Consider the following 25,760-nt stretch of genomic DNA (forward strand, 5'->3'; position numbering starts at 1 on the left):
CTTGCCAGCGTGCTCCGCGGGGTGGAGGAAGTGCATCGGGGGGAATCCCCCTCCCTACGGGGGCCCGATAGGGGATCCGCCGTCGGCCGGCGTGCGATGCGGATGGTGCGGGGGCCCCGCTCAGTCGTCCTCGAGCTCCAATCGCAGCCTCGCCATGAGGTCGGACCGGTTCGAGGCACCCAGGCGGCGCCGGATCCGCGCGATGTGGTGCTCCGCGGTGCGCGGCGAGATGAAGATCGCAGCACCGATCTCGGCGTACGTCTTGCCTGCGAGGACGAGGCGGGCCACCTCGCGTTCGCGCGCGCTCAGGCGGATGCCGTCCCCGGCGGCGGGCCCTGTCGCGCCGGATCGATCCGCCTGCGCCGCCGGTGCATCCGGCCGGTCCATCGGTTCGTCCGATTCGTCCGCATGCAGGCTGCGCGCGAGGGCGAGCAGGTGCAACGTGTCGCGGTGCTCGGCCGCGCGAGCTGCGGCGTGGCCGGCGAGCCGACCCGCGTCCCAGGGATACCCGGCAGCCATGAGGTCCTCGACGGCGCGTTCGACGGCGTCCACCGTGACCTCGCCGGCGAGTGCGGCAGCCCAGGTCCGGCCTGCCCGCGCGAGACGCCCGGCAGTGCGGCTCCCGTCGATCGCCTCGAGTGCTGCGGCGTGCTGCTCGACGGCGGTCGGCTCGTTCCGCAGCAGCGCGGCGCCGATCTCCGCCCAATGGAGCGCCGTGGACCAGGATGCGGGATGTCCCATGCGGTCCAGCAGCCCCCATGCCGCCTGGAGGTGCGGCTGCACGAGCGGCATCTCGCCGACCCGCGCGGCGGCGACGGCGAGCTCGGCGAGGACCGGCAGGGTCGTGACATCCACCTGCATCGACGCGATCGCCGGTCGCGCAGCCTGCCAGGCGCGCATGAGCAGCGGGATCTCGCCCTGGTGGCGGGCGAGCGCGACCCGCACGGCCGCGGCGAGCAGCTCATCCCGAAGGCCCGGCGGACAGGTCGCGAAATCCGCCTCGGCGGCGTCGAGATGGGCGCGCGCGTGGAGTGGACGGTCGGCGCGCAGCGCCACGAGCGCACGGGTGAGCAGCAGTCGCGCCCGGAAGGCGGGGCCGCCCTGCCCACCGTCGATGGCGGTCTCGACGACCTCGTCGGCGATGCCGACCTCACCCAGGTTCGATGCCACGAGCGCCGCCAGCACCGCGGGTGCCTCGGGCAACGGGACGATCTCGGCCGAATCGGTCATCACGCTCGACGCGCGCAGCAGGAGGGCGAGCGCGCGGTCGCCGTCGCCCTCGATGGCTGCGACGACCCCGTCTGCGGCGAGTTCCGTCGCCACGTGCGATGACGCGGGGTAGGGGACCGGGTCGGTGCGCAGCCTGACGGATCGCGACCGTTCGACATCGCCCACCAGGGCGAGGCACGTGGCGGCGAGCGGTCCGAGCGCACACTCCGCTCCCGCCAGCCGCTCGTAGGCGGACGCACTGCGCTCGAGCAGTCCCTCTCGCGCCCACACGGCCGCGGCCACGGGCACGGCGCGGCAGAGGTCCGCGCCGTCGGCTTGCCTCAGCAGGCCGTCCACGAGTCGTTCGGCGGTCCGGATGTCTCCGATCGCCCACGCCGCGGTGGCGCGTCGCGCGTCGAGCCCGGATGCATCGGCTCCCGCGGCGATCGCGAGTTCGTAGAGTTGCGTCGCCGTCCGCGGAGCGGTGGGAAGCGCCGAATCGGCGCGGGCCTCCAGCGCCCCGGCGACACGAGGGTCCGAGTAGCCGTCCCGCGCGAGCAGGTCCGCGATGCCGGAGAGCGGCTCGCCCGAGGCCTCGACCGCGTCGACGAGCTCGCGTCGCAGCGTCCACGCCTCATCGGGCAGGGCGGTCCGCAGGACGGCGAGCCGGACGATCGGCGGCAACGAGCCGTCGGATGCCGCGAGCCCGTGTGCACGCGCGGATGCGAGGAGCGCGCGCGTGTCGGTGGCGGCGAAGCGTGGCGCGGTCGCGAGGGCGGAGGCGGCCGCGGAGAATCCGACCGCCTGCGCGAGGAGGAACTCGCGCACATCCGGGTCGAGCGTCTCCAGCCCCTCAGCCACTCGGACGACGATCGCGTCGGGGAGGTCCGCGTCGCGATCGAGCGCCGCGCCGTCGTCGCGGAGCTGGATCAGCACGAGGTCCACCAGCCGGGAGTGGCCGCCGGTCAGTTCACGCACGTAAGCGAGATCGACGTCGGACGCGTCGCCGAGCAGCGCGGACGCCCGTGCACGCACGGCGTCCGGTCCGAGCGCGCGCGGGGCGCTCGTCGTGTTCGATCCGGGCGCGTCGGCATCCGGGTCCGGCCGTGCAGCGGCCGGAGAGTCCCGATGCATCATGGGGTCGCCGGATCCGTGGGCTCCGGCGACGGCTCCGGTGCCGGCTCGGGCGAGGGTTCCGGTGCCGTCGTGGGCTCGGGCTCGGGGACAGGCTCGGGTTCGGGCGCGGGCTCAGGGACCGGATCCGGTGAGGGTGTCGGGTCGGTCACCGGATCTGGAGTCGGCTCGGGTACCGGGTCGGGCGAGGGAGTGGGCTCGGGCGACGGTTCGGGTGAGGGCTCCGGCGACGGCTCCGGCGAGGGATCGACCGAGCCCGGCGTCTCCGGTTCCGCCACCGCCGAGGAATCCGTCGTGTCGACCGGCGCGGGCGCGGCGCTGCCGCTCGTGGGTTCGTTCGCCGCGGATCGACCGACCTTCAGCGGCCCGGGCGCGGCGTCGGCCTCCGACTCGTCGGTCCGCGTGAACGGGTCGTCGGCGGGTGGCGGGAGATCGGGCGCGTTCTGCGCGATCGGGCCGCCCGTGACATAGCGGCCGTCCAGCGTCGCGCCGGCGGCATCCAGAGCCTCGGCTCCATCGGCGGCCTCATCGGGGCTGCCGCCGGCGCCGAGCGGCGTGATCGGCACCACGACCGCGAGCAGTGCGGCCGCCACCCCGGCGAGGATCGTCGCGCGCAGGCCGAGCGACATCCGAGCGGTCGAGCCGTTCGATGCGTCCATGACCGGCGGATCGTCGTCGGTCCCCGGTCGGGACGCCGCGCCGACCACCGATGCCCCCGCGACGAGCTCGTCCTCGGGTGCGGCTCGGACCACGCCGGCCGGCTCGAGCACCCGGGCCGCCGCCACGGCCGCGCCGAGGCTGATGGTCGCCTTCGGGTCGGCGTCGATCACGAGCGGCAGCTCGAGGTCGGCGGAGATGAGCTGCGTGACGGCGGGGATCCGCGACGAGCCGCCGATGAGCAGCACGGCCGCCACGTCCTCGCGGTCCACGTCGGCGTCCTCGAGCGAGGCGCGCAGCGTGTCGAGCGTGCGACGCAGGCCCGGTTCGATCATCTGCTCGAACTCCGAGCGGACGAGCCGCACGCGCGCGTGCGCGCCCGGAAGCATGACGGGGACGGTCGTGTCGGTGTCGAACGAGAGCGATTCCTTCGCATCGGTGCAGTCGCTCCGCACGCGGGCGAGGGCGACGGCCAGGTCCGCATCCGCCTCGTCGGCACGGGCGAACGCTTCATCGGCCTGCGATCGCACGTGGTCGAAGACGAGCTGGTCGAAATCGGATCCGCCCAGGCGGTCGATCCCGCGCGGCGTGCCGATCACCTCGAGCTCGCCCGCCTCGTCGCGGCGGAGCAGCGCGACATCGAAGGTTCCGCCGCCCAGGTCGTAGACGGCGAGCGTCCGCGACGTATCGAGATCGTGCTGGGCGAGGTAGTGCAGGCCGGCCGCCTCCGGTTCGCTGACGAGCGCGACATCCGCGAGCCCGACGCCCGCGAGCGCCGTGCGGATCAGGTCGAGGCGGTGACCGGCCCACGAGGCCGGATGCGACATGGCGATCGCTGCGGGCGGCCCGCCCGCCTGTGCTTCGGCTCGGTCGACGACCCATCGAGCGACCAGCGCGAAGAGGTCCTCGGGAGCCAGCACGAGATCGCCGACGATGATCGGCGTCTCGTCGCCGATCCGACGCTTGAATTCCCGGATGACGCGCTCGGGCCGGTCGATCGCGCGACGTTCCGCAGGTTCCCCGACGATCACGGTCCCGTCGTCGCCGAGGTACACCACGCTGGGCACCGCGGCCTTGCGCGTCCCGAGTTCCAGTGGTTCGCTCACCGGCGTGCCGCCTGCCGCCGGCCGGGCGATCGCGGCGGCGGTGTAGGTCGTTCCGATGTCGATTCCGAGTGCGTATGAGTCCACGGACTCGCCCCCCTCGCGTGGCATCGGCGACGCCGCCGTTCGAGTCGTGCCACGACCCGTCTACTATCCCGCGGCGCCGGAGGGGCGGCAAGGGGGTTGCGCTCCCCGATTCGGGGTACAAATCGCACGTGAATCGCGTATCGGCAGCGTTTCCGGACTGACCACCGGGGGACAGGCGGCAGGTGGGATCGAGTACCCCAGAACGGGGGTACTCGATGTGGCGGATGGGCAGTGATACTGGGTCCGATGAGGCGGGCGCAGAGGGGCGTGGTGCTCGCGGCCACGGGCATCGCCGGCATCGCCCTGGCCGTGAGCGGCTGCGGCCTGTCCGTGTTCTTCCCGACGGTCGAGGAATCCGAACCGACCGGCGAGAAGGTCGATGCGGCGTTGGAGCCGTACTACGGGCAGGTGCTCCGCTGGGAGGACTGCGGCGACTTCCAGTGCGCGACGGCGCAGGCGCCGCTGGACTGGGACGCACCGACCGAAGGCGACATCCAGCTCGCGCTCATCCGGAAGCCCGCGGCATCCGACCGTCTCGGTTCACTGCTGGTCAATCCCGGCGGGCCGGGGGTATCGGGGTTCGACGCGGTCGCCAGCTCGCTCGACCTGACGGTCACCGCGGCGCTCCAGGAGCGATACGACATCGTGGGGTTCGATCCTCGCGGCGTGGGGCGTTCATCGGCGGTCGACTGCTACGACGACGAAGGACTCGACCGCCTGATCTTCGGCGTCCCGAACGCCGTGCGGGGCACCAACACCTGGCTGACGAACCAGAACGAGCAGACGCACGCCTTCGGCCAGGCGTGCGCACGCGAGAGCGGTGCCCTGCTGGGCCACGTGGACACGCTGAGCGCCGCACGCGACCTCGACATGCTCCGGGCCGCGCTCGGTGAGAAGGAGCTCGACTACCTGGGCTACTCGTACGGTGCGTACCTCGGCACGGTGTACGCCGGCACCTTCCCCGACAAGGTCGGCCGACTCGTCCTCGACGGTCCCATCGACCCGACGCTCGGACAGCCCGAGATCGCCCTCGCCCAGGCCAAGGGCCTCGAGACGGCGCTGCGCTCGTACCTCGCCACGTGCATGCCGGCCGCGACCTGCCCGTTCGCCGGCACGGCCGACGACGCGCTGACGATCATCCGCGAACTGCTCGAGACGCTGGGCAAGACGCCGATCCCCTCCACGGACGGGCGGCCGCTCACCTCCGACACGTTGCTCATCGCGATCGCCGCACCGCTCTACGACCGCGAGGCATGGCCCGTGCTCGACCAGGTCTTCGCGACGGTCGTGTCGGGACAGGCCGAGTTCGCGCTGTCAGTGGTCGACGGCTACTACGGACGGAATGCCGAGGGTGCGTACACCAACAACCTCGCCGAGTCGCTCCGCGCGATCACTTGCATCGACTACCCGGCGCAGAACAACGTCGAGGTCATGAAGGAGCAGGCGCGGCAGCTGAACGACGCTGCTCCCTACCTCGGCGTGTTCCTGACCTACGGCGATCTCTCGTGCCTGTCCTGGCCGTACCATCCCGAGCAGCCTCGTGCCGCCATCGCCGCGAGCGGCGCCGCGCCGATCCTCGTCCTCGGCACGACGAACGACCCGTCGACCCCGTACGAGTGGGCCGTGACCGTCGCGACGCAGCTCGAGAGCGGGGTCCTCGTGACCCGAGAGGGCGACGGCCACACGGCGTTCAACAAGGGCAACGCGTGCGTGGATGCCGCGGTCGAGCAGTACCTCGTCGACGGCACGGTGCCGCCGGCCGACGTGACCTGTGCGCCGTGAGGTCGTCGCCGCGCATTGACGACGCCGGCCGGACGAGCGCAGGATCGGGATGCGCGCCGGCGCGCGGAATGCAGGTGGAAGATGCTCGAGCGGCCTGACGACGCCGTCCCGGATGCGGCCCTCCGGCCGCACGACGAGGCCCTGCTCGACCTCGCGCGGCGCTACGCCGGCGGATGGCTCGAGGCGCTGCCCGAGCGTCGGATCCCACCGCGCGCGACGATCGACGAGATGCTCGAGGCCCTCGGCCGCGACCTTCCCGAGCGGGGCGAGCCCGCGGACGCCGTGATCGAGCGGCTCGCCCAGCGCATCGAGCCCGGGCTCATGGCGATGGGGTCGCCGCGGTTCTACGGCTGGGTCATCGGCGGCACGCAGCCCGTCGCGCTCGCCGCCGACTGGCTCGTGTCGACGTGGGACCAGAACACCGTGTTGCGCTCGGTCATGCCGGGCGTCATCGCGGCGGAGGAGATCGCGGGCGCCTGGCTCGTCGACATGCTGGGCCTGCCGGTGGGAAGCGGCGTGGGGTTCACGACGGGCGCGACGACCGCGCAGGCCGTGAGCCTCGCCGCCGCTCGTGACGAGGTGCTGCGACGCGTCGGCTGGGACAGCGCGCGGCACGGGCTGGCCGGTGGGCCTCGCGTGCGGTTCATCGTCGGCGAGGAGCGGCACGGCACGGTCGACCTGGCGGGCCGGTACACGGGCCTCGGCGAGCCGACGGTCGTGCCGAGCGATGCGCAGGGGCGCATCCGCGTCGATGCGCTGCGGGATGAACTCGCATCGGGCGAGGGTCCGGCGATCGTGCTGCTGCAGGCGGGCAACATCCACTCCGGCGCGTTCGACGACCTCGGAGCGGCGATCGGCGTCGCGCACGAGGCCGGCGCGTGGGTGCACGTGGACGGTGCGTTCGGCCTGTGGGCGGCCGCGTCGCCGCGGCTCCGGCACCTCGTGAAGGGGCTCGAGCACGCGGAGTCGTGGTCGACCGACGCGCACAAGACGCTCAGCGTGCCGTACGACTGCGGCATCGCCATCGTGCGGGACGTGAGCGCGATGACGAACGCGCTCAGCATGCACGCGAGCTACCTGCAGGCCGACGGCGTCGTCGCCGATCCGCACGACAAGGTGCTCGAGCTCTCCCGTCGCGCTCGCGGGGTCCCGACGTGGGCCGTGCTGCGGCACCTGGGGCGCGAGGGGGTCGCCGCCCTCATCGACCGGCTCGTGGACTCGGCTCGCATCATCGCGGAGGGCGTCGGCGCGCTCCCCGGCGTCGAGGTGCTGAACGACGTGGTGTTCACGCAGGTGTGCGTCGCGCTCGAGGACGATGCGGCGACCGAGGCGCTGAGCGCGCGCCTGTGGGCCGACGGCGAGGTGCTCGCGATGACGTCGCGCTGGCACGATCGCGCCGTCGTGCGCTTCTCGGTCAGCAACTGGGGCACGGATGCCGCGCAGGCGCGCCGCACGGTCGCCGCGGTCGAGCGCGCGCTCGCCGCGGTGCGCTCGGGCGGCGCGTGACGCGGGCGCACTGCCGGTCGAGGCGCGACGCGACCCGGTGACGATGTCGGTGGCATCCGCTTGGATGGAGGGATGACCGGGGCGCTCGAATCATTCGCGCCCGCGACGCGGGCGTGGTTCACCGAGTCGTTCCGCGAGCCCACTCCCGTGCAGGATGCGGCGTGGCGGGCGATCTCGCAGGGCGAGCACGCGCTCGTGGTCGCCCCCACCGGGTCGGGCAAGACGCTCGCGGCGTTCCTCTCGGCGATCGACCGCCTGCACCACGGCCCGACCCCCATCGCCGACGCGGCGACCGGCGAGGTCGTCGAGACGGCTCCGCGCACGACTCGGGTCGTCTACCTCTCGCCGCTCAAGGCGCTCGGCGTCGACGTCGAGCGGAACCTCCGGGCACCGCTGGTCGGCATCGGCCGCACCGCCGCGGCGATCGGCGTCGAGGTGCCAGAGGTCACGGTCGGCGTCCGCTCCGGCGACACCTCGTCCACCGACCGGCGCGCGCTCGTGAAGCGACCTCCCGACATCCTCATCACGACGCCCGAGTCGCTCTTCCTCATGCTCACGTCGCAGGCCCGCGAGACCCTGGCCGGCGTCGAGACGGTCATCGTCGACGAGATCCACGCGCTCGCGGGCACCAAGCGCGGCGCGCACCTCGCGCTCTCGCTCGAACGGCTCGACGAGCTGACCCGGAACCCCGTCCAGCGCATCGGCCTGTCGGCGACCGTGCGCCCCCACGAAGAGGTCGCGCGGTTCCTGTCGGGCACGCGTCCGGTGTCGATCGTCGCGCCGCCCTCGGGCAAGAAGTTCGATCTCACGGTCACGGTGCCCGTCGAGGACCTGGCCGACCTCTCGGGCGAACCGGGCGGCTCGGTCTGGCCGCACGTCGAAGAGGCGATCCTCGACGAGGTGCTCGCGCACCGGTCGACCATCGTGTTCGCGAACTCCCGCCGGCTCGCCGAGCGGCTCACGGCCCGGCTCAACGAGCTGTGGGCCGAGCGCACCGCACCCGACGAGGCCGAGGTCGAGGGCGATCGCGATGCCGCGGCGCTCGTCGCCGCGGCCGCGGTCGATGCGGTCGCGCGGCGTCCCGCACGCGAGGCCTCCGACGGGTCGGCATCGCTGCCGATCGGGGTGCGCCGCCCGCCGGCGGAACTGCCGGGCGCCTCCGGCATCACCGCGGGAGCCGAGCCGATCATCGCGCGATCCCACCACGGCTCCGTGAGCAAGGAGGAGCGCGCGCTCGTCGAGGCCGACCTCAAGGCGGGTCGCCTGAAGTGCGTGGTCGCCACCTCGAGCCTCGAGCTCGGCATCGACATGGGCGCGGTCGACCTCGTCATGCAGGTCGAATCGCCGCCGTCGGTCGCGAGCGGCCTGCAGCGCATCGGCCGCGCCGGCCACCAGGTGGGCGAAGTGTCGAAGGGCGTGATGTTCCCGAAGCACCGGGCCGACCTGCTGCACTCGGCCGTCGTCGCCGAGCGCATGATCGCCGGCGGCATCGAGCCCATGCGCATCGCGACCAACCCGCTCGACGTGCTCGCCCAGCAGACCGTCGCGGCGGCCGCGGTCGACGAGTGGGAGGTCGAGCACTGGTTCGACGTCGTGCGCCGCGCGGCCCCGTTCCACACCCTGCCGCGCTCGGCGTTCGACGCGACCCTCGACCTCCTCGCCGGGCGCTACCCGTCCGACCGCTTCGGCGAGCTGCGACCGCGCCTCGTCTGGGACCGCGACGCCGGCACCATCACGGGGCGTCGAGGCGCCCAGCGGCTCGCGGTGACGAGCGGCGGCACGATCCCCGACCGCGGGCTGTTCGGCGTGTTCATGATCGGCGAGGCCGGGCCCGGCCGACGCGTGGGCGAGCTCGACGAAGAGATGGTGTACGAGTCGCGCGTCGGCGACGTGTTCGCGCTCGGCGCCACGAGCTGGCGCATCCAGGAGATCACGCACGACCGCGTGCTCGTCTCCCCGGCGGTCGGCGAACCCGGGCGCCTGCCGTTCTGGAAAGGCGACGGGATCGGCCGGCCCGCCGAGCTCGGCGAGGCGATCGGCGGGTTCATCGGCGAGTTGGCGGGCGCCGAGCCATCCGCCGCCCTCGATCGATGCGAGGCGGCGGGCCTCGACGAGCGTGCGGGCGCCAACCTCGTGCGCTTCATCGCCGACCAGCGCGACGCCACGCGCGTCGTGCCCGACGCGGTGAACCTGGTCGTCGAGCGCTTCCGCGACGAGCTCGGCGACTGGCGCGTCGTGCTGCACTCGCCCTACGGCATGCGCGTGCACGCGCCGTGGGCACTCGCCGTCGACGCGCGCGTGCAGGAGCGGTTCGGCATCGAGTCGCACGCCGTGGCGAGCGACGACGGCATCGTGCTGCGCCTGCCCGACACCGCCGACGAGCCGCCTGGCAGTGAGCTGTTCGAGTTCGACCCGGCCGAGCTCGCCCAACTCGCCACCGAGCGGGTCGGCGACTCGGCACTGTTCGCCTCGCGGTTCCGCGAGTGCGCGGCGCGGGCGCTGCTGCTGCCGCGACAGAACCCCGGCAAGCGGTCGCCGCTATGGCAGCAGCGGCAGAAGGCGTCGCAGCTGCTCGAGGTCGCACGCGACTTCCCGGATTTCCCCATCGTGCTCGAGGCGGTGCGCGAGTGCCTGCAAGACGTGTACGACCTCCCCGCCCTCACGGCGATCGCCGAGCGCATCCGCGCGCGCCGGGTGCGATTCGTCGATGTGACGACCGAGACGGCCAGCCCGTTCGCGGCGAGCCTGCTCTTCGGCTACGTCGGCGCGTTCATGTACGAGGGCGATGCGCCGCTCGCCGAGCGTCGCGCCGCGGCGCTCTCGCTCGACCCCGGACTCCTGGCAGAGCTGCTCGGCACGGTCGAGCTGCGCGAGCTGCTCGATCCGGGCATCGTCGACGAGACCGAGCGGATGCTGCAGCGCACGCATCCCGACCGGCGCGCGAAGGGCGACGAAGGGGTCGCCGACCTCCTGCGCGAACTCGGGCCGCTCACCGGGGCCGAGGTGGCCGAACGCGTCGACGAGCTGACCGATGCCGCGGCCGCCGTCGACGGCCTCGTCGCCGCCCGCCGCGCCGCCCGGGTCCGCTTCGCGGCATCCGAATGGGTCGTCGCCGTCGAAGACGTGAGCCGACTGCGCGACGCGCTCGGCGTGCCCGTCCCGCCCGGGCTTCCCGAAGCGTTCGGCGAGGCCGTGCGCGATCCGCTCGGCGACCTGGTGAGCCGCTACGCGCGCACGCACGGGCCGTTCACCACGCACGCCGTGGCCGACCGCTTCGGGATCGGCGTGGCGGTCGCGCACGCCGCCCTCGGCCGGCTCGCGGGTGAACGCAGGCTCGTCGAGGGCGCGTTCCTGCCGCACGGGTCGGGCGCCGAATGGTGCGACCCCGAGGTCCTCCGGCGACTGCGGCGTCGATCGCTCGCCGCCCTCCGCGAGGAGGTCGAGCCCGTCGCCCCGCGCGAGTTCGCCCGGTTCCTGCCCGACTGGCAGCACGTCGGCGGTCGGCTCCGCGGCGTCGACGGCGTCGCCGCCGTGATCGAGCAGCTCGAAGGCGTGCGGATCCCGGCCTCCGCGTGGGAGTCGTTCGTGCTGCCCGCGCGCGTCGGCGACTACCGGCCCGACCTCCTCGACGAGCTCACCGCGAGCGGCGAGGTGCTGTGGGTCGGGCAGGGGTCGCTCTCGGGCGACGACGGCTGGGTCAGCCTGCACCTCGCCGACACCGCGAAGCTCACGATGCCGGCGCCGGTCGACCAGCCGCTCGACGCACTCGAGACCGAGCTGCTCGCCGCCCTCGGCGGCGGCGGCGCCTACTTCTTCCGGCAGCTCGTCGACGCCGTCGGCGCGACTGACGAGGCGCCGGTGCTCGAGGCGCTGTGGCGACTCGCCTGGGCCGGACTCGTGACCAACGACACGTTCGCCCCCGTCCGAGGGCTGCTCCTGGGCGGCGGTGCGCACAAGACGAAGGCGCCCACGCCGCGAGCGCGCCTGCGCGGCCGGTCGCTGTCGCGACGCGCGCTCGCCGCGTCGGTCGCGGCCGACGGCGTGCGCGCGACGCGCGCGGTGCCGCCCCGCGCCGCCGGCCGCTGGTCCATCCTGCCCGTCCCGAGTGATGCCGCGACGCCCCGCGCCCACGCCCTCGGCGAGACGCTGCTCGAGCGATACGGCGTCGTGACGCGCGGGTCCGTGGTCGCAGAGGACATCCTGGGCGGCTTCGCGCTCGCCTACCGCACGCTCGCGGGGTTCGAGGAGACCGGCCGGGTGCGCCGCGGCTACTTCATCGACGGGCAGGGCGGTGCGCAGTTCGGCACCAGCGCCGCGGTCGACCGGCTCCGCCAGGCACCGGCGGGTGGTGCGGTCGCGCTCGCCGCGACCGATCCCGCGAACCCGTTCGGCGGCGCGCTCGACTGGCCCGAGCCGACTGCCGAGCTCGGTCATCGTCCGGCCCGCAAGGCCGGCGCACTCGTGGCGATCGTCGACGGCGAGGCGGTGTTCTACCTCGAGCGGGGCGGCCGGACCGCGCTCGTCTTCACCGACGACGATGCGGCCCTCGCCGCCGGCGCGACGGCCCTCGCCGCGTCGCTGGCCCGGGCGCGCGGGGCGAGGTTCCGGGTCGAGACGGTCAACGGCGTGGGCGTGTACGGCTCGGTGCTCGAGCTGCCGCTGCGCGCGGCCGGCTTCCGCGAGACCCCCCAGGGGCTCCGCTTCGACGCGAGGGCGTGACCCGATGCCCGAGGGCGACACCGTCTTCCATGCCGCGAATCGCCTCGACGCCGCACTCGCGGGCCGCGTCGTGACGCGCAGCGACCTGCGCGTGCCCGCCTACGCGACCGTCGACCTCGCGGGCGAGACCATCCATTCGGTGGGCAGCCGCGGCAAGCACCTGCTGATGCGCATCGGCGACCAGGTGCTCCACACGCACCTCAAGATGGAGGGGGAGTGGCGGGTGCTGCGCCCCGGCCAGAAGTGGCCCCGACCGGCACATCGCGCCCGCGCGATCATCGAGACCCCGGATGTCACGGCCATCGGCTTCGACCTCGGACTCGTCGAGGTCTTCCCCGCAGCCGAGGAGGGCGAGCGCCTCGGCTACCTCGGCCCCGACCTGCTCGGGCCCGACTGGGATCCCGAGGAGGCCGTACGTCGCCTCGCCGGCGCGCCCGACACGGCCGCCGTCGTGGCGCTCGGCGACCAGCGGAACCTCGCGGGGCTCGGCAACGTGCTCGTCAACGAGGTCTGCTTCCTGCGCGGCATCCGGCCCGACCGCCCCGTCGGCGAGGTCGACCTCCCGGCGACCGTCGATCTAGCCCGGCGGGTCATCCATGCCAACCGCGACCGCTTCGAGCGCACGACGACGGGCGACACCCGACCCGGACGCCGACTCTGGGTCTACGGACGCGCCGACGAGCCGTGCCGCCGATGCGGCACGCTCATCCGCCACACCCGCCTCGGCCGGAACGACGTCGAGCTGCGCGACACCTACTGGTGCCCGCACTGCCAGCCCTGAGGCGAGAGGACTACGAAACGGGCCCGGTCCACTTCTCGCCCGGGCCCTTGCCGAGCTCGTCGGGGATGAGCGACGCCTCGCGGAACGCCAGCTGGAGCGAGCGGAGCCCGTCGCGCAGCGAACGCGCGTGCATGTCGCTGATCTCGGGCGCACCCGCGGTGATGAGTCCGGCGAGGGCGTTGATGAGCTTGCGCGCCTCGTCGAGGTCGGTCTGCTCGTCGGGGTCGTCGGCGAGGCCGACCTTCACCGCGGCGGCGCTCATGAGGTGCACGGCCGCGGTCGTGATGACCTCGACCGCGGGCACCTCGGCGATGTCGCGGGTCGCGTCGGCGACGGCCTGCTCGGCCTCGCCGGCGGCGGTGTGGTCGGCGTGCTCGGGCGCACGCGTGGGCTCGGGCGATGTGTCGCTCACCGGGGGATTCCTCTGCTAGACTACTGCGGGCTCCGGGGCCAGTCCCCGGTACGAAAGTGGAGAGACTCCCACCCGCGCATACCGCTTCATCAAGGTTACCGGGTCGTTCGCACTCCGCTTCCCCGCTCCGGCGGGGGAGTAGCAAGGGTGCCGCATGAGCCCGCGGTGAGAATTCCGCGGGGTGTCATCGCGTGGATTTCCGCTCTCGTCATCGGGCGGCATCCGTCTCCCGATGAGCTGGGAACACAGTTCGAGTAGAGGAGACACGCATCAGCGATCCGCGTACCAATGACCGTATCCGCGTCCCCGAGGTCCGCCTCGTGGGCCCTGGCGGAGAGCAGGTCGGCGTCGTGAAGATCGAGGTGGCACTGCGGCTCGCGCAGGAGGCCGACCTCGATCTCGTCGAGGTCGCGCCGAACTCCCGTCCGCCGGTCGTCAAGATCATGGACTACGGCAAGTACAAGTACGAGGCTGCGCAGAAGGCGAAGGAAGCCCGGCGCAACCAGGCGAACACGATCCTCAAGGAGGTTCGCTTCCGCCTCAAGATCGACAAGCACGACTACGAGACCAAGATGAAGCGCGCCGTCGGCTTCCTGAAGTCCGGCGACAAGGTCAAGGCCATGATCCTGTTCCGCGGTCGCGAGCAGTCGCGGCCCGAGATGGGCGTGCGCCTGCTGCAGCGCTTCGCGGAAGATGTGGCGGAGTACGGCACGGTCGAGCACAACCCCACGATCGACGGCCGCAACATGGTCATGGTCATCGCTCCCCTGAAGAACAAGTCCGAGGCCAAGGCCGAGGCGAATGCACAGCGTGCTGCGGCGAAGCAGCGCCCGGCGGCCGAGGCCGAGGGCGACTCGCCGGAGACGGCCGAGGCCACCGAGGCGTAAGGCCAGCACCCCCGTCCGCCACCCCGGTGGCGGCAGAACCAAGGAGATACACGAGATGCCGAAGCAGAAGACCCACTCCGGGTCCAAGAAGCGCTTCAAGGTCACCGGCAGCGGCAAGATCAAGAAGCAGCAGGCCGGTATGCGGCACAACCTCGAGGGCAAGTCCTCGGTGCGCACCCGCCGTCTGAACCAGGACAAGGTCGCCTCGGCGCCCGACACCAAGGTCATCAAGAAGCTGCTCGGTCGCTGAGCGACGCGACCCGATAAGGAAGTAACAGAGTCATGGCAAGAGTGAAGCGCGCAGTCAATGCGCACAAGAAGCGTCGGGTCATCCTCGAGCGTGCCGAGGGTTACCGCGGCCAGCGTTCGCGCCTCTACCGCAAGGCGAAGGAGCAGGTCACCCACTCGCTGGTCTACTCCTACAACGACCGCCGCAAGAAGAAGGGCGACTTCCGTCGCCTCTGGATCCAGCGGATCAACGCCGCTGCCCGCCAGAACGGCATCACGTACAACCGCCTCATCCAGGGCCTCGGCCTCGCGGGCATCGAGGTCGACCGTCGCATCCTCGCCGAGCTCGCCGTGAACGAGCCGGCCGCCTTCGCCGGTCTCGTCGAGGCCGCCAAGCAGGCGCTCCCGAGCGACGTCAACGCTCCGAAGAACGCGGCCTAGTCCGCAACCTTCGTTTCGACGAACGGCCCGGCACCCCGAGTGGGTGCCGGGCCGTTTCGCGTCTCGTCAATAGACTTGGCCCATGCTCGAGAACCCGAGGTCGCCGCGCGTACGGGCCGTCGCGAAGCTCGCGAAGAAGCCCGCGCGCGTCGAGACGGGCATGTTCCTGCTCGAGGGTCCGCAGGCGGTCGCCGAGGCGCTCACCTTCCGGCCGCAGCTCGTCGTCGAGCTGTACGCGACGCCGACGGCGCTCGAGCGCTACAGCGACATCGGCGACACGGCGATCGACGCCGGGGTCGACGTCGAGTACGTCTCCGAAGAGGTGCTGCAGGCGATGGCCGACACGGTCACGCCGCAGGGCTTCGTCGCGGTGTGCCACCAGTTCCCGACGGCCGTGAAGGACGTCTTCGCCGCGAAGCCGCGCCTCGTCGCGATCCTCGAGGAGGTCCGCGACCCCGGCAACGCCGGCACCATCGTGCGCGCCGCCGATGCCGCGGGCGCCGACGCGGTCGTCTTCACCGGGCGGGCGGTCGACCTGTACAACCCCAAGGTCGTGCGGTCGTCGACCGGCTCGATCTTCCACCTGCCGGTCGCGGTCGGCGCCGAGCTCGAGGACGTGCTCGCGCGGGCACGCGAGGCGGGCCTGACGATCCTCGCCGCCGACGTCAAGGGCGAGGACCTGCTCGAGGCGCGACGCGACGGCGTGCTCGCGCGTCCGACGGCGTGGCTGTTCGGCAACGAGGCGCACGGCCTGCCCGCCGACAAGCTCGCGCTCGCCGACCGCGTCGTCACCGTGCCGATCTACGGGCACGCCGAGTCCATGAACCTCGCGACCGCGGCATCCGTCTGCCTCTACGAGAGTGCGTTCGCGCAGCGCGACTGAAATCACGAAACGGTAACCCCCCGCATGGGCGGTGGCCGAGTGATGCCTCCGAGCCCTAGTTTGGGGGGTATGCCACCGGCCGACACCGCACCAGCAACGTCGAACATCTCGGTCCGTCGCGGCGAACCGCTCGTGATCGTCGACCACGTCGACAAGCACTTCGGCGATCTCCACGTCCTCAACGACATCAACACCGTGGTCAACCGCGGCGAGGTGGTCGTCGTGATCGGCCCGTCCGGCTCGGGCAAGTCCACGCTGTGCCGTGCGATCAACCGCCTCGAGACCATCGACTCCGGCACCATCACGATCGACGGCGAGAAGCTGCCCGAAGAGGGGGCAGGGCTCGCGAAGCTCCGCGCCGACGTCGGCATGGTCTTCCAGTCGTTCAACCTCTTCGCGCACAAGACCGTCCTCGAGAACATCACGCTCGCGCCGATCAGGGTGAAGCGGATGTCGCGCAAGGACGCCGAGACGAAGGCGATGGAGCTGCTCGAACGCGTCGGCGTGGCGAATCAGGCCAAGAAGATGCCCGCCCAGCTCTCAGGCGGCCAGCAGCAGCGCGTCGCGATCGCCCGGTCGCTCGCGATGAACCCGAAGCTCATCCTCATGGACGAGCCCACGAGCGCGCTCGACCCCGAGATGATCAACGAGGTCCTCGACGTCATGGTGGGCCTCGCCGAGCAGGGCATGACCATGATCGTCGTCACGCACGAGATGGGCTTCGCCCGCAAGGCCGCCGACCGCGTGCTGTTCATGGCCGACGGTCGCATCGTCGAGGAGGCGACCCCGGCGCAGTTCTTCGACCACCCCGAGTCCGATCGCGCGAAGGACTTCCTGTCGAAGATCCTCGAGCACTAGACCTCCGGGGCCACGAGCCGCGGAGCACCCGAACGATTCACGAGAGATGAGGCACGAGAGATGAGACGCAGCAGAATCGCCCTGGTGGCCGCGGCCGCCGCGACCGCGCTCCTGTTCAGCGGATGTGCCGGCGACGCCGGCGCTCCGGGCGCTGACGAGGCCGAGCCGAGCGTCGAGGAGACGCCCGAGTTCGAAGAGGGCACGACGATGGCCGACCTCGCCGAGGCGGGCGCCATCACGATCGGCACCAAGTTCGACCAGCCGCTCTTCGGCCTCGTGGGTCCCGACGGCGTGCCCGTCGGTTTCGACGTCGAGATCGGCAAGATCATCGCCGGCAAGCTCGGCATCGCGCCCGAGAACATCGAGTGGGTCGAGACCGTGTCGGCGAACCGCGAGCCGTTCATCGAGAACGGGCAGGTCGACATCGTCGTCGCGACGTACACGATCAACGACAAGCGCAAGGAAGTCGTCGACTTCGCCGGTCCGTACTTCGAGGCGGGCCAGTCGATCCTCGTGCTCGAGGACAACGACACGATCGAGAGCGAGGAGGACCTCGTCGGTCAGCCCGTGTGCTCGGTCACCGGTTCGACGCCGGCCGCGAACCTCGTCGAGCTCGGCGCGCAGGTCATCGAGACCGACACGTACAGCAACTGCCTCGAGCCGCTTCGCAGCGGTGCGGCGGTCGCCGTGTCGACCGACAACGTCATCCTGGCGGGCCTGATCGACCAGAACCCGGGCGAGTTCAAGCTCGTGGGCGAGCCGTTCACGCAGGAGCCGTACGGCATCGGCCTCATGAAGGGCGATGACGAGTTCCGCACCTTCATCAACGACGTGCTCGAGGAGTCCTACGAGGACGGCACGTACGAGGAGGCCTGGGACGCCACCGCCGGCACCGTGCTCGAGTTCCGCGATCCGCCGGCCGTCGACCGGTACTGATCGACACGGGGGTCCGGGCGCCGTGAGGCGTCCGGACCCGCCGGGTCGGTGACCGACCCGGATGGACAGGAAGGACCGAGGTGGACGCGGTCATCGAAAACCTCCCGATGTACTTCCGGGGCTTCGGCATGACGCTGCTGCTCCTGGTGGTCTCGGGAATCGCGGCGCTCGTGATCGGCACGCTGATCGCCGCGATGCGCATCTCGCCGGTGGGGTCGCTGCGGTGGTTCGCGACGGTGTACACCGAGCTGGTACGGAACACGCCGCTCACGCTCGTGCTGTTCTTCTGCGCGTTCGTGCTGCCGCAGCTGGGCTCGCGACTGGACTACGCGGTCGCGGCGATGATCGGCCTGTCCGTCTACACGTCGCCGTTCGTGGCCGAGGCGCTGCGCTCGGGAGTCAACGGCGTGCCGGTCGGCCAAGCCGAGGCAGCCCGAAGCGTGGGCTTCGGGTTCTCGCAGACCGTCGGCCTCATCGTGCTGCCCCAGGCCTTCCGCATGACCATCCCGCCGCTCATCAACGTGTTCATCGCCCTCACGAAGAACACGTCGGTCGCGGGCGGGTTCTTCGTCGTCGAGCTGTTCGCGGTCGGGCGCACCCTCTCCAATGCGAACGGTGATGCGGTCATCCCGATCCTGCTCGGAGTGGCGACCTTCTACCTGATCATCACGGTGCCGCTCGGCCTGCTGGCAGCGCGCCTCGAACGACGTTGGGTGGTGCAGCGATGACCGGATCGAGCGTCCTCTTCGACGCCCCGGGCCCGGTGGCCCGTCGACGCTCCCTGATCGCGTCCGTCATCGGCGCCCTCGCTATCGCGGGCGGCCTGTTCTGGATGTTCCTCACCCTCAACGCGCCACGCGGCGACCTGCCCGGCTACTTCGATCCGTCGCGATGGGACATCTTCGCCGACCCGACCGTGTGGCGGTACATCTTCGTCGCCGGCGTGTGGGGCACGCTCCGCGCCGCCCTCACGGCGGCCGTGCTCGCGCTCATCCTCGGCGTGGTCTTCTCGCTCCTCCGCAGCGCCCACAACCCGTGGATCCGCATCCCGACGGCCGTCGTGCTCGAGTTCATCCGCGGCATGCCGGTGCTGCTGATGATGCTGTTCATCCTGCTCGTGCTGAACACCGGGTCGTTCTGGGCGGTCGTCGCCGCGCTCTCGCTCTACAACGGCGTGCTCATCGGCGAGGCGCTCCGTGCCGGCCTGGCGGCGCTGCCCAAGGGCCAGCGCGAGGCCGGCCTCAGCCTCGGCATGCGCCCGATGCAGTCGAAGATGCTCATCGAGTTCCCGCAGGCCTTCCGCCAGATGCTGCCGATCATCATCGCCCAGCTCGTGGTGCTCCTGAAGGACACGTCGCTCGGCTACATCGTCGGCTACGTCGAGCTCCTGCGGGTCAACATGAACCAGCTCGCGAGCTTCTACGGCAACTACTACCTGTTCTCGTTCTTCGTCGTCACGCTCGTGCTCTACCTCGCGATGAACCTGTCGCTGTCGTGGTTCGCGCGCTGGGTCGCCAAGCGCACCGCCCGCCGCACCGGGCAGAAGCCGCCGAGCCCTGAGGACGAGGACCAGGCGATGCTCATGGCTCGGGCCGTCGCGGACTCGAAGCAGATGGGACAGGGGTCGTTCTAGCGAGCGCGGCTCGCCCACTAGACTCGTTCTTCGTGTCCGAGCCCCTCCAGATCACCGAACCGGCCGTCGAGGCCGCCGTCGAGGCGGCCCTCACGGCGATCGCCGCGGCCGGCGACTCCGCGGCCCTGAAGGCCGTGCGCGCCGAGCACACCGGCGAGAAGTCGACGCTCGCGCGGCTGAACGCATCGCTGCGCAACGTGCCGAACGACCAGAAGGCCGCCCTCGGCAAGCTCGTCGGCTCCGCGCGCGGCCGAGTGAACCAGGCGTTCGCCGCGCGCGAGGCCGAGATCGTCGAAGCCGAGGCCGAGGCGCAGCTCGCCGCCGAGGCGGTGGATGTCACGGCGCTGCCCTCGCGCTTCACGGCCGGCGCGCGCCATCCGCTCACCCTGCTGCAAGACCGCGTGTGCGACGTCTTCACCGGCATGGGGTGGGAGATCGCCGAGGGCCCCGAGGTCGAGAGCGAGTGGTTCAACTTCGACGCGCTGAACTTCGATGCCGACCACCCGGCGCGCGCGATGCAGGACACCTTCTTCGTCGACCCGCCCGAGGCGCACCTCGTGCTGCGGACCCACACGAGCCCCGTGCAGGTGCGCTCGATGCTCGACCGCGAGGTGCCGATCTACGTGCTCGCGCCCGGTCGCGTCTACCGCACCGACGAGTTCGACGCCACGCACCTGCCCGTCTTCATGCAGTTCGAGGGGCTCGCGGTCGACAAGGGCCTGACGATGGCGCACCTGCGGGGCACGCTCGACCACTTCGTGAAGTCGATCTTCGGCGACGACGCCAAGGTGCGCCTGCGCCCGAGCTTCTTCCCGTTCACCGAGCCGAGCGCCGAGCTCGACTTCTGGCACCCGACGTTCAAGGGCGGCGCGCGCTGGATCGAGTGGGGCGGCTGCGGGATGGTGCACCCCAACGTGCTCCGCGCCGCGGGCATCGACCCCGAGGTGTACACGGGCTTCGCGTTCGGCATGGGCATCGAGCGGGGTCTCATGCTCCGCAACGACGTCCAGGACATGCGCGACATGGCCGAGGGCGACATCCGCTTCTCACAGCAGTTCGGAATGGTGGTTTAACGATGCGAGTGCCGCTCAGCTGGCTCGCCGAGTACGTCGACCTGCCCCCGGGCACGTCCCTCGAGGACGTGCACGCCGCGCTCGTGCGCGTCGGGCTCGAGGAGGAGGACGTGCACACGTTCGACCTCGAGGGCCCGATCGTCGTGGGCGAGGTGCTCGAATTCGTCGAGGAGCCGCAGTCCAACGGCAAGACCATCCGCTGGTGCCAGGTGCGCGTCGCGCCCGAGGGCGAGACGGCCGCCGACGGCGGCGACGCCGTGCACGGCATCGTGTGCGGTGCGCGCAACTTCTTCGTCGGCGACAAGGTCGTGGTGACGCTGCCGGGCTCCGTGCTGCCCGGCCCGTTCCCGATCGCCGCGCGCACGACCTACGGGCACGTGTCCGACGGCATGATCGCCTCGGCGCGCGAGCTCGGGCTGGGGGAGGACCACGAGGGCATCCTGCGGCTGTCGACGCTCGGCATCGACGCGCCGGTCGGCACCGACGCGATCGCGCTGCTCGGGCTCGACGACGCGGCGGTCGAGATCAACGTCACGCCCGACCGCGGGTACGCCTTCTCGATCCGGGGCGTCGCGCGCGAGTACGCGCACGCGACCGGGGCCGTGTTCCGCGATCCGGCGGGTCAGGTCGAGGCAGCGGATGTTGCGAGCGACGCGTTCCCCGTTCGCGTCCACGACTCGGCGCCGATCCGCGGGCGCGTCGGCGCGAGCGTCTTCGCGACGCGCATCGTGCGCGACATCGACCCCACCCGGCCCACACCGGCGTGGATGATCGCGCGACTCAAGCTCGCCGGCATCCGCTCGCTCTCGCTGCCCGTCGACATCACGAACTACGTCATGCTCGAGCTCGGCCAGCCCATCCACGGCTACGACCTCGACGCGCTGCAGGGCGGCATCGTCGTTCGGCGCGCGCAGCCCGGCGAGACGCTCGAGACCCTCGACGGCAAGGTGCGCACGCTCGACCCCGAAGACCTGCTCATCACCGACGACCGCGGGGCGATCGGCCTCGCGGGCGTCATGGGCGGCGCCGAGACCGAGATCGGCGACGCCACCCGCAACGTGCTGATCGAGGCCGCGAACTTCGACCCGGTGTCGATCGCCCGCACCGCTCGCCGTCACAAGCTGCCGAGCGAGGCGTCCAAGCGCTTCGAACGCGGCGTCGACCCCGCCATCGCCGGCGCGGCGGCCGCCCGTGTCGCGCAGCTGCTCGTCGACCTCGCGGGCGGCACCGCCGAGCCCGGCGGCTCGCTCATCCACGAGGCGCCCGAGCGCGAGCCCATCCCGCTGCCCGACGGCTACGTGACCGAGCTCATCGGCGTCGAGTACACGGCCGACGAGGTGCACGACGCCCTCGCCGAGGTCGGCGGGCGCGTCACGCGGGTCGACGGCGGCCTCGAGGTGGTCCCGCCCACGTGGCGTCCCGACCTGACCGGCAAGGCCGACCTCGCCGAGGAGGTCGCGCGCCTGCTCGGCTACGACCGCATCGCGTCGGTCCTGCCCGTGGCGCCGCCCGGGCGCGGCCTCACGCGCTCGCAGCGCGTGCGTCGCGGCGTGGCCGATGCGCTCGCGGCGGCCGGCGCGACCGAGGTGCTCGCCTTCCCGTTCGTGACTGAAAACGAGAACGGCGTCTACGGTTCGGTCGACGGGTCGCCGGTGGCGAGCGTGAAGCTCGCGAACGCGCTCGACGCCTCCACGCCGTTCCTCCGTCGCTCCCTGCTGCCCGGCCTCATCGGTGTCGCGCGGCGCAACCTGTCCCGCGGGCTGACCGACCTCGACGTGTTCGAGCTCGGACTCGTCTTCCTGCCCGAGACCGGCCGAGCCTACGGCACGGCGGCGCTGCCGATCGGGTGGGAGCGCCCGTCGGACGCGGTGCTCGAGGAGCTGAACGCCGGGATCCCGCGGCAGCCTCGCCACGTCGCCGTGCTGCTCGCAGGCGACCTCAGCCCGAAGCAGCCCGGTCGCGCGGCCGAACCCGCCGGAATCGCCGACGCACTCGACGCCGTGCGTCGCATCGCGCAGGCGGCGGGGGCCGAAGTCGAGTTCGCGCAGGGGGCGCATCAGGCGCTGCACCCGGGCCGCACGGCCGAGGTCCGAGTCGCCGACCAGGTCGTCGGCTACGCCGGCGAGCTGCACCCGCGTCTCACGGCCGAGGCCGACCTGCCGCGCGTCGTCGCCGTCGCCGAGGTCGACCTCGACGCGATCCTGGCCTTCACCGACCCGTCGGTCGAGGCCCGCCCGATCGGTGCGCTGCCCGCCGCGACGCAGGACCTCTCGCTCGTGGTCGGCGCCGATGTGCCGGCGGCGAGCGTCGCCGACGCGGTGCGCGAGGGTGCGGGCGACCTGCTCGAGGAGCTCCGCCTCGTCGACGACTACCGCGGCCAGGGCCTGCCCGAGGGCGCGAAGAGCCTGACGTTCGCGCTGCGCTTCCGCGCCGCGGACCGCACGCTCACCGCCGCCGAGGCGAGCGAGGCGAAGCTCGCGGGGGCCGCGCTGGCCGCCGAGCGCACGGGCGCCGCCATCCGCGACTAGGTCGTCGCAGGGGTGACGCCGCCCGTCCCGCGGCGGTAGCGTGAGGCATGGCCGAAGCGAAGACCGTCCCGACCGGCGAATCGGTGTCCGACTTCCTCGCCGCCGTGGAGCCCGCTGGGCGCCGCGCCGACGGGTTCGAGCTCCGCGAGCTGTTCGACCGCGTCACCGATACCGATGCCGTCATGTGGGGTCCGTCGATCGTGGGCTACGGCCTGCATCATTACCGGTACGCCAGCGGTCGGGAGGGCGACTGGATGGTCGTCGGGTTCTCACCGCGGAAGGCGTCGATCTCGCTGTACGGCTTGCAGACGCCGGGCGCCGAGGAACTGATCGACCGGCTCGGCAAGGTCAAGATCGGCGCCGGGTGCCTCTGGATCGGGCGGCTCGAGACCGTCGACCGGCACGTGCTCGAGGATCTCGTCGATCGAGCCTGGGTGCGTACGCGCGGCGACGACATCGGGTGACGCCTCGGTGGCCGCCGGTTTGCGAGTCGGCGCGACGGCTCGATAGGGTCGCTTGCATGTCCACCGCCCGGCAGCCCCGAACCGCACGCGTCGCGCGTGTCGTCGTGGTGCGCCGACGTCGTGGCGAGCGCCGAATCCAGGCGACTCCCGCGACGGCCTGAGCCTGCCGTCCTGGGCGTCGCCGGAGCCGACTCACTCGACCGATCAGCCCATAAGGTGGAATCCATGACGTTCACCGTCGCCGTGTCCGGCGCGTCCGGCTATGCCGGGGGCGAGCTGCTGCGCCTGCTCGCCGACCATCCCGAGTTCGAGGTGCGCACCGTCACCGCGCACTCGAACGCGGGCCAGCCCCTGAGCGCCGTCCAGCCGCACCTCCGCGGGTACACGCACCTCACGCTCAAGGAGACGTCGACCGAGACGCTCGCCGGCCACGACGTCGTGTTCCTCGCGCTGCCCCACGGGGCGTCGGGCGCGATCGCGGCCGAGCTCGGCGAGGACACCCTCGTCATCGACTGCGGTGCCGACCACCGGCTCGAGTCCGAACAGGACTGGGCCGACTTCTACGGTGGCGAATTCCACGGCACGTGGGAGTACGGCGTGCCAGAGCTGCCGCGCATGTCGGGCACCCAGCGCACGCGGCTGGCGAAGACCCGTCGCATCGCCGCGCCGGGATGCAACGCCTCGACCGTGGCGCTGTCGCTCGCACCGGGCATCCGCGCCGGCGTCATCGAGGACCGCGACATCGTGTCGGTCCTCGCGGTGGGCCCGTCAGGCGCGGGTCGTGCGCTCAAGGCGCACCTGCTCGGCTCCGAGATCCTCGGCTCGGCGAACCCGTATGCCGTGGGCGGCACGCATCGGCACATCCCCGAGATCCAGCAGGCACTCCGCTGGGCGGGTGCGGCGGCGCCGACCATCTCGTTCACCCCGACGATCGTGCCGATGTCGCGGGGCATCCTCGCGACCTCGAGCGCACGCATCGTGCCCGGTACGGATGCCGCGACGGTCCGTGCCGCTTGGGAGGACGCCTATGCGGGGGAGCGGTTCGTGCAGCTCCTGCCCGACGGGCAGTTCCCGCGCACGGCCGACGTGCTCGGTGCGAACACCGCCCTGCTGGGCCTCGCGGTCGACGAGGCCGCCGGCCGCGTGGTGGTCGTCGCGGCCGTCGACAACCTGGTGAAGGGCACCGCCGGTGCCGCCATCCAGTCGGCGAACATCGCGCTCGGCCTCGCCGAGGCGACCGGCCTGCCCGTGAACGGGGTCGCGCCGTGAGCGTCACGTCTCCGGCTGGGTTCGAGGCCGCGGGCATCGCGGCCGGCATCAAGCGCACCGGCGCGCTCGACCTCGCGCTCGTCGTCAACCGCGGTCCGCGTCAGGCGGGTGCCGCGGTCTTCACGTCCAACCGCGCGAAGGCCAACCCGATCCTGTGGTCCCAGCAGGCCGTCGAGGACGGCGTGGTATCGGCCGTCGTGCTGAACTCGGGCGGCGCGAACTGCTTCACCGGCCCCGAGGGATTCCAGGTCACGCACCGCACGGCGGAGGCCGCGGCATCCGCGCTGCACGTCTCGGCCGGCGACGTGCTCGTCTGCTCGACCGGGCTCATCGGCGACCAGCTCGACGGCGAGGTGCTCGAAGAGGGCGTGCTCTCGGCGGCGAACCGGCTCGCGAGCGATGAGGCAGCCGGCGCCGACGCGGCCCGCGCGATCATGACCACCGACTCGCGACCGAAGACGACGCAGGTCGTGGTCGACGGATGGCGGATCGGCGGCATGGCCAAGGGCGCGGGCATGCTCGCACCCGGCCTGGCCACGATGCTCGTCGTGCTCACGACCGATGCCGACCTGCCGTCGGCAGACCTCGACGGCGCGCTCCGCGAGGCGACCCGCGTGACGTTCGACCGGCTCGACTCCGACGGCTGCATGTCGACGAACGACCAGGTCACGCTGCTCGCATCGGGTGCCTCGGGCGTGACGCCGGATGCCGCGACGTTCGTCGAGGCGCTCACGACCGCGTGCCGCGACCTCGCGATCCAGTTGCAGGGCGACGCCGAGGGCGCGAGCCACGACATCGCGATCGAGGTGCGCGGCGCGGCGACGGAAGCGGACGCCGTCGAGGTGGGGCGCTCGGTCGCGCGCAACAACCTGTTCAAGGCTGCGATCTTCGGCAACGACCCGAACTGGGGCCGGGTGCTCGCGGCGATCGGCACCACGCGGGCGCCGTTCGACCCGTACCTCGTGGACGTCACGATGAACGGCGTGCGCGTCTGCCACGCCGGACGGCCCGATCGGCCGCGCGACGAGGTCGACCTCGCACCGCGGGCGACCCACGTGCTCATCGAGCTGCACGCGGGCGAGGCATCCGCCACGATCTGGACGAACGACCTCACGCACGACTACGTGCACGAGAACAGCGCGTACTCGAGCTGAGCATGAGCGAGGAGCA

General features: G+C 72.1%; 20 protein-coding genes. 17 read left to right on the plus strand and 3 right to left on the minus strand.

What is annotated here, in order from left to right; translation table 11 throughout:
- Window positions 1-120: 120 nt before the first annotated feature.
- Together ACFQ58_RS17585 and ACFQ58_RS17590 are read right to left on the minus strand one after the other, a co-directional pair.
- Window positions 121-2,244, minus strand: coding sequence for a LuxR C-terminal-related transcriptional regulator (locus ACFQ58_RS17585; RefSeq protein WP_376952488.1), 2,124 nt, complete (start codon window positions 2,242-2,244; stop codon window positions 121-123).
- 98 nt (window positions 2,245-2,342) lie between these two features.
- Window positions 2,343-4,190 (minus strand): Hsp70 family protein, encoded by a 1,848-nt coding sequence (locus tag ACFQ58_RS17590; RefSeq protein ID WP_376952490.1) that lies wholly within the window; start codon window positions 4,188-4,190, stop codon window positions 2,343-2,345.
- A gap of 246 nt (window positions 4,191-4,436) precedes the next feature.
- Between ACFQ58_RS17590 and ACFQ58_RS17595 the strand changes: the two genes are divergently transcribed.
- The 4 genes from ACFQ58_RS17595 (at window position 4,437) to ACFQ58_RS17610 (ending at window position 12,978) form a co-directional block, all read left to right on the plus strand.
- Window positions 4,437-5,972 carry an alpha/beta hydrolase gene (locus ACFQ58_RS17595; RefSeq protein ID WP_376952492.1) on the plus strand — a complete coding sequence of 512 codons (1,536 nt, stop codon included), beginning with the start codon at window positions 4,437-4,439 and terminating at the stop codon, window positions 5,970-5,972.
- Window positions 5,973-6,053: 81 nt separating this feature from the next.
- Entirely contained in the window at window positions 6,054-7,478 is a 1,425-nt protein-coding gene (locus ACFQ58_RS17600; protein ID WP_376952494.1) for a pyridoxal phosphate-dependent decarboxylase family protein, read from the plus strand.
- 72 nt (window positions 7,479-7,550) lie between these two features.
- A complete protein-coding gene (locus tag ACFQ58_RS17605) occupies window positions 7,551-12,197 on the plus strand; it encodes a DEAD/DEAH box helicase (protein WP_376952496.1) in 4,647 nt (1,548 codons plus the stop codon).
- A 4-nt stretch (window positions 12,198-12,201) separates the two neighbouring features.
- The gene (locus tag ACFQ58_RS17610) at window positions 12,202-12,978 is read left to right on the plus strand and encodes a DNA-formamidopyrimidine glycosylase family protein (RefSeq protein WP_376952498.1); all 777 of its coding nucleotides are present in this window, start codon (window positions 12,202-12,204) and stop codon (window positions 12,976-12,978) included.
- A gap of 10 nt (window positions 12,979-12,988) precedes the next feature.
- On the opposite strand, the gene ACFQ58_RS17615 is transcribed toward ACFQ58_RS17610, so the two are convergent.
- The gene (locus ACFQ58_RS17615) at window positions 12,989-13,390 is read right to left on the minus strand and encodes a DUF1844 domain-containing protein (RefSeq protein WP_376952500.1); all 402 of its coding nucleotides are present in this window, start codon (window positions 13,388-13,390) and stop codon (window positions 12,989-12,991) included.
- Between the two features lie 269 nt (window positions 13,391-13,659).
- Here ACFQ58_RS17615 and infC point away from each other — a divergent pair, with 269 nt between their 5' ends.
- From infC to argJ, 13 genes are all read left to right on the plus strand, one after another.
- Window positions 13,660-14,277 (plus strand): translation initiation factor IF-3, encoded by a 618-nt coding sequence (gene infC, locus ACFQ58_RS17620; RefSeq protein ID WP_376952537.1) that lies wholly within the window; start codon window positions 13,660-13,662, stop codon window positions 14,275-14,277.
- 55 nt (window positions 14,278-14,332) lie between these two features.
- Window positions 14,333-14,527 carry a 50S ribosomal protein L35 gene (gene rpmI / locus ACFQ58_RS17625; RefSeq protein WP_067949205.1) on the plus strand — a complete coding sequence of 65 codons (195 nt, stop codon included), beginning with the start codon at window positions 14,333-14,335 and terminating at the stop codon, window positions 14,525-14,527.
- Between the two features lie 32 nt (window positions 14,528-14,559).
- Window positions 14,560-14,946 carry a 50S ribosomal protein L20 gene (gene rplT, locus ACFQ58_RS17630; protein ID WP_092670536.1) on the plus strand — a complete coding sequence of 129 codons (387 nt, stop codon included), beginning with the start codon at window positions 14,560-14,562 and terminating at the stop codon, window positions 14,944-14,946.
- 82 nt (window positions 14,947-15,028) lie between these two features.
- Window positions 15,029-15,829: a TrmH family RNA methyltransferase gene (locus ACFQ58_RS17635; RefSeq protein ID WP_376952502.1), complete on the plus strand. Its 801-nt coding sequence runs from the start codon at window positions 15,029-15,031 to the stop codon at window positions 15,827-15,829.
- 69 nt (window positions 15,830-15,898) lie between these two features.
- Window positions 15,899-16,687, plus strand: a complete 789-nt coding sequence (locus ACFQ58_RS17640) for an amino acid ABC transporter ATP-binding protein (RefSeq protein ID WP_376952504.1) — start codon at window positions 15,899-15,901, stop codon at window positions 16,685-16,687.
- Between the two features lie 60 nt (window positions 16,688-16,747).
- A complete protein-coding gene (locus ACFQ58_RS17645; protein ID WP_376952506.1) occupies window positions 16,748-17,623 on the plus strand; it encodes a glutamate ABC transporter substrate-binding protein in 876 nt (291 codons plus the stop codon).
- A gap of 80 nt (window positions 17,624-17,703) precedes the next feature.
- On the plus strand, window positions 17,704-18,351 hold the full coding sequence (locus tag ACFQ58_RS17650) for an amino acid ABC transporter permease (RefSeq protein WP_376952508.1): 648 nt from the start codon (window positions 17,704-17,706) through the stop codon (window positions 18,349-18,351).
- Window positions 18,348-19,256: an amino acid ABC transporter permease gene (locus ACFQ58_RS17655; RefSeq protein ID WP_376952510.1), complete on the plus strand. Its 909-nt coding sequence runs from the start codon at window positions 18,348-18,350 to the stop codon at window positions 19,254-19,256. The genes ACFQ58_RS17650 and ACFQ58_RS17655 overlap by 4 nt, the downstream gene beginning before the upstream one ends.
- A gap of 32 nt (window positions 19,257-19,288) precedes the next feature.
- Window positions 19,289-20,329 (plus strand): phenylalanine--tRNA ligase subunit alpha, encoded by a 1,041-nt coding sequence (gene pheS, locus ACFQ58_RS17660; protein ID WP_376952512.1) that lies wholly within the window; start codon window positions 19,289-19,291, stop codon window positions 20,327-20,329.
- A gap of 2 nt (window positions 20,330-20,331) precedes the next feature.
- Window positions 20,332-22,857, plus strand: coding sequence for a phenylalanine--tRNA ligase subunit beta (gene pheT / locus ACFQ58_RS17665; RefSeq protein ID WP_376952514.1), 2,526 nt, complete (start codon window positions 20,332-20,334; stop codon window positions 22,855-22,857).
- Window positions 22,858-22,904: 47 nt separating this feature from the next.
- The gene (locus tag ACFQ58_RS17670) at window positions 22,905-23,321 is read left to right on the plus strand and encodes a DUF1801 domain-containing protein (RefSeq protein ID WP_376952516.1); all 417 of its coding nucleotides are present in this window, start codon (window positions 22,905-22,907) and stop codon (window positions 23,319-23,321) included.
- 225 nt (window positions 23,322-23,546) lie between these two features.
- A complete protein-coding gene (argC, locus tag ACFQ58_RS17675) occupies window positions 23,547-24,590 on the plus strand; it encodes an N-acetyl-gamma-glutamyl-phosphate reductase (RefSeq protein ID WP_376952518.1) in 1,044 nt (347 codons plus the stop codon).
- A complete protein-coding gene (gene argJ, locus ACFQ58_RS17680; protein ID WP_376952520.1) occupies window positions 24,587-25,744 on the plus strand; it encodes a bifunctional glutamate N-acetyltransferase/amino-acid acetyltransferase ArgJ in 1,158 nt (385 codons plus the stop codon). The genes argC and argJ overlap by 4 nt, the downstream gene beginning before the upstream one ends.
- Window positions 25,745-25,760 lie beyond the last annotated feature (16 nt).

Source organism: Agromyces sp. NPDC056523 (assembly GCF_042794545.1).
Classification (GTDB): Bacteria; Actinomycetota; Actinomycetes; order Actinomycetales; family Microbacteriaceae; genus Agromyces.

Excerpts from the sequence above, each read along its gene's own strand:
- ACFQ58_RS17645 (WP_376952506.1), top strand. The coding sequence starts at position 16,748 with ATGAGACGCAGCAGAATCGCCCTGGTGGCCGCGGCCGCCGCGACCGCG.
- ACFQ58_RS17655 (WP_376952510.1), top strand. The coding sequence starts at position 18,348 with ATGACCGGATCGAGCGTCCTCTTCGACGCCCCGGGCCCGGTGGCCCGT.
- rplT (WP_092670536.1), top strand. The coding sequence starts at position 14,560 with ATGGCAAGAGTGAAGCGCGCAGTCAATGCGCACAAGAAGCGTCGGGTC.
- ACFQ58_RS17600 (WP_376952494.1), top strand. The coding sequence starts at position 6,054 with ATGCTCGAGCGGCCTGACGACGCCGTCCCGGATGCGGCCCTCCGGCCG.
- rpmI (WP_067949205.1), top strand. The coding sequence starts at position 14,333 with ATGCCGAAGCAGAAGACCCACTCCGGGTCCAAGAAGCGCTTCAAGGTC.
- ACFQ58_RS17640 (WP_376952504.1), top strand. The coding sequence starts at position 15,899 with ATGCCACCGGCCGACACCGCACCAGCAACGTCGAACATCTCGGTCCGT.
- pheT (WP_376952514.1), top strand. The coding sequence starts at position 20,332 with ATGCGAGTGCCGCTCAGCTGGCTCGCCGAGTACGTCGACCTGCCCCCG.
- ACFQ58_RS17670 (WP_376952516.1), top strand. The coding sequence starts at position 22,905 with ATGGCCGAAGCGAAGACCGTCCCGACCGGCGAATCGGTGTCCGACTTC.
- ACFQ58_RS17595 (WP_376952492.1), top strand. The coding sequence starts at position 4,437 with ATGAGGCGGGCGCAGAGGGGCGTGGTGCTCGCGGCCACGGGCATCGCC.
- ACFQ58_RS17610 (WP_376952498.1), top strand. The coding sequence starts at position 12,202 with ATGCCCGAGGGCGACACCGTCTTCCATGCCGCGAATCGCCTCGACGCC.
- ACFQ58_RS17635 (WP_376952502.1), top strand. The coding sequence starts at position 15,029 with ATGCTCGAGAACCCGAGGTCGCCGCGCGTACGGGCCGTCGCGAAGCTC.
- argC (WP_376952518.1), top strand. The coding sequence starts at position 23,547 with ATGACGTTCACCGTCGCCGTGTCCGGCGCGTCCGGCTATGCCGGGGGC.
- ACFQ58_RS17605 (WP_376952496.1), top strand. The coding sequence starts at position 7,551 with ATGACCGGGGCGCTCGAATCATTCGCGCCCGCGACGCGGGCGTGGTTC.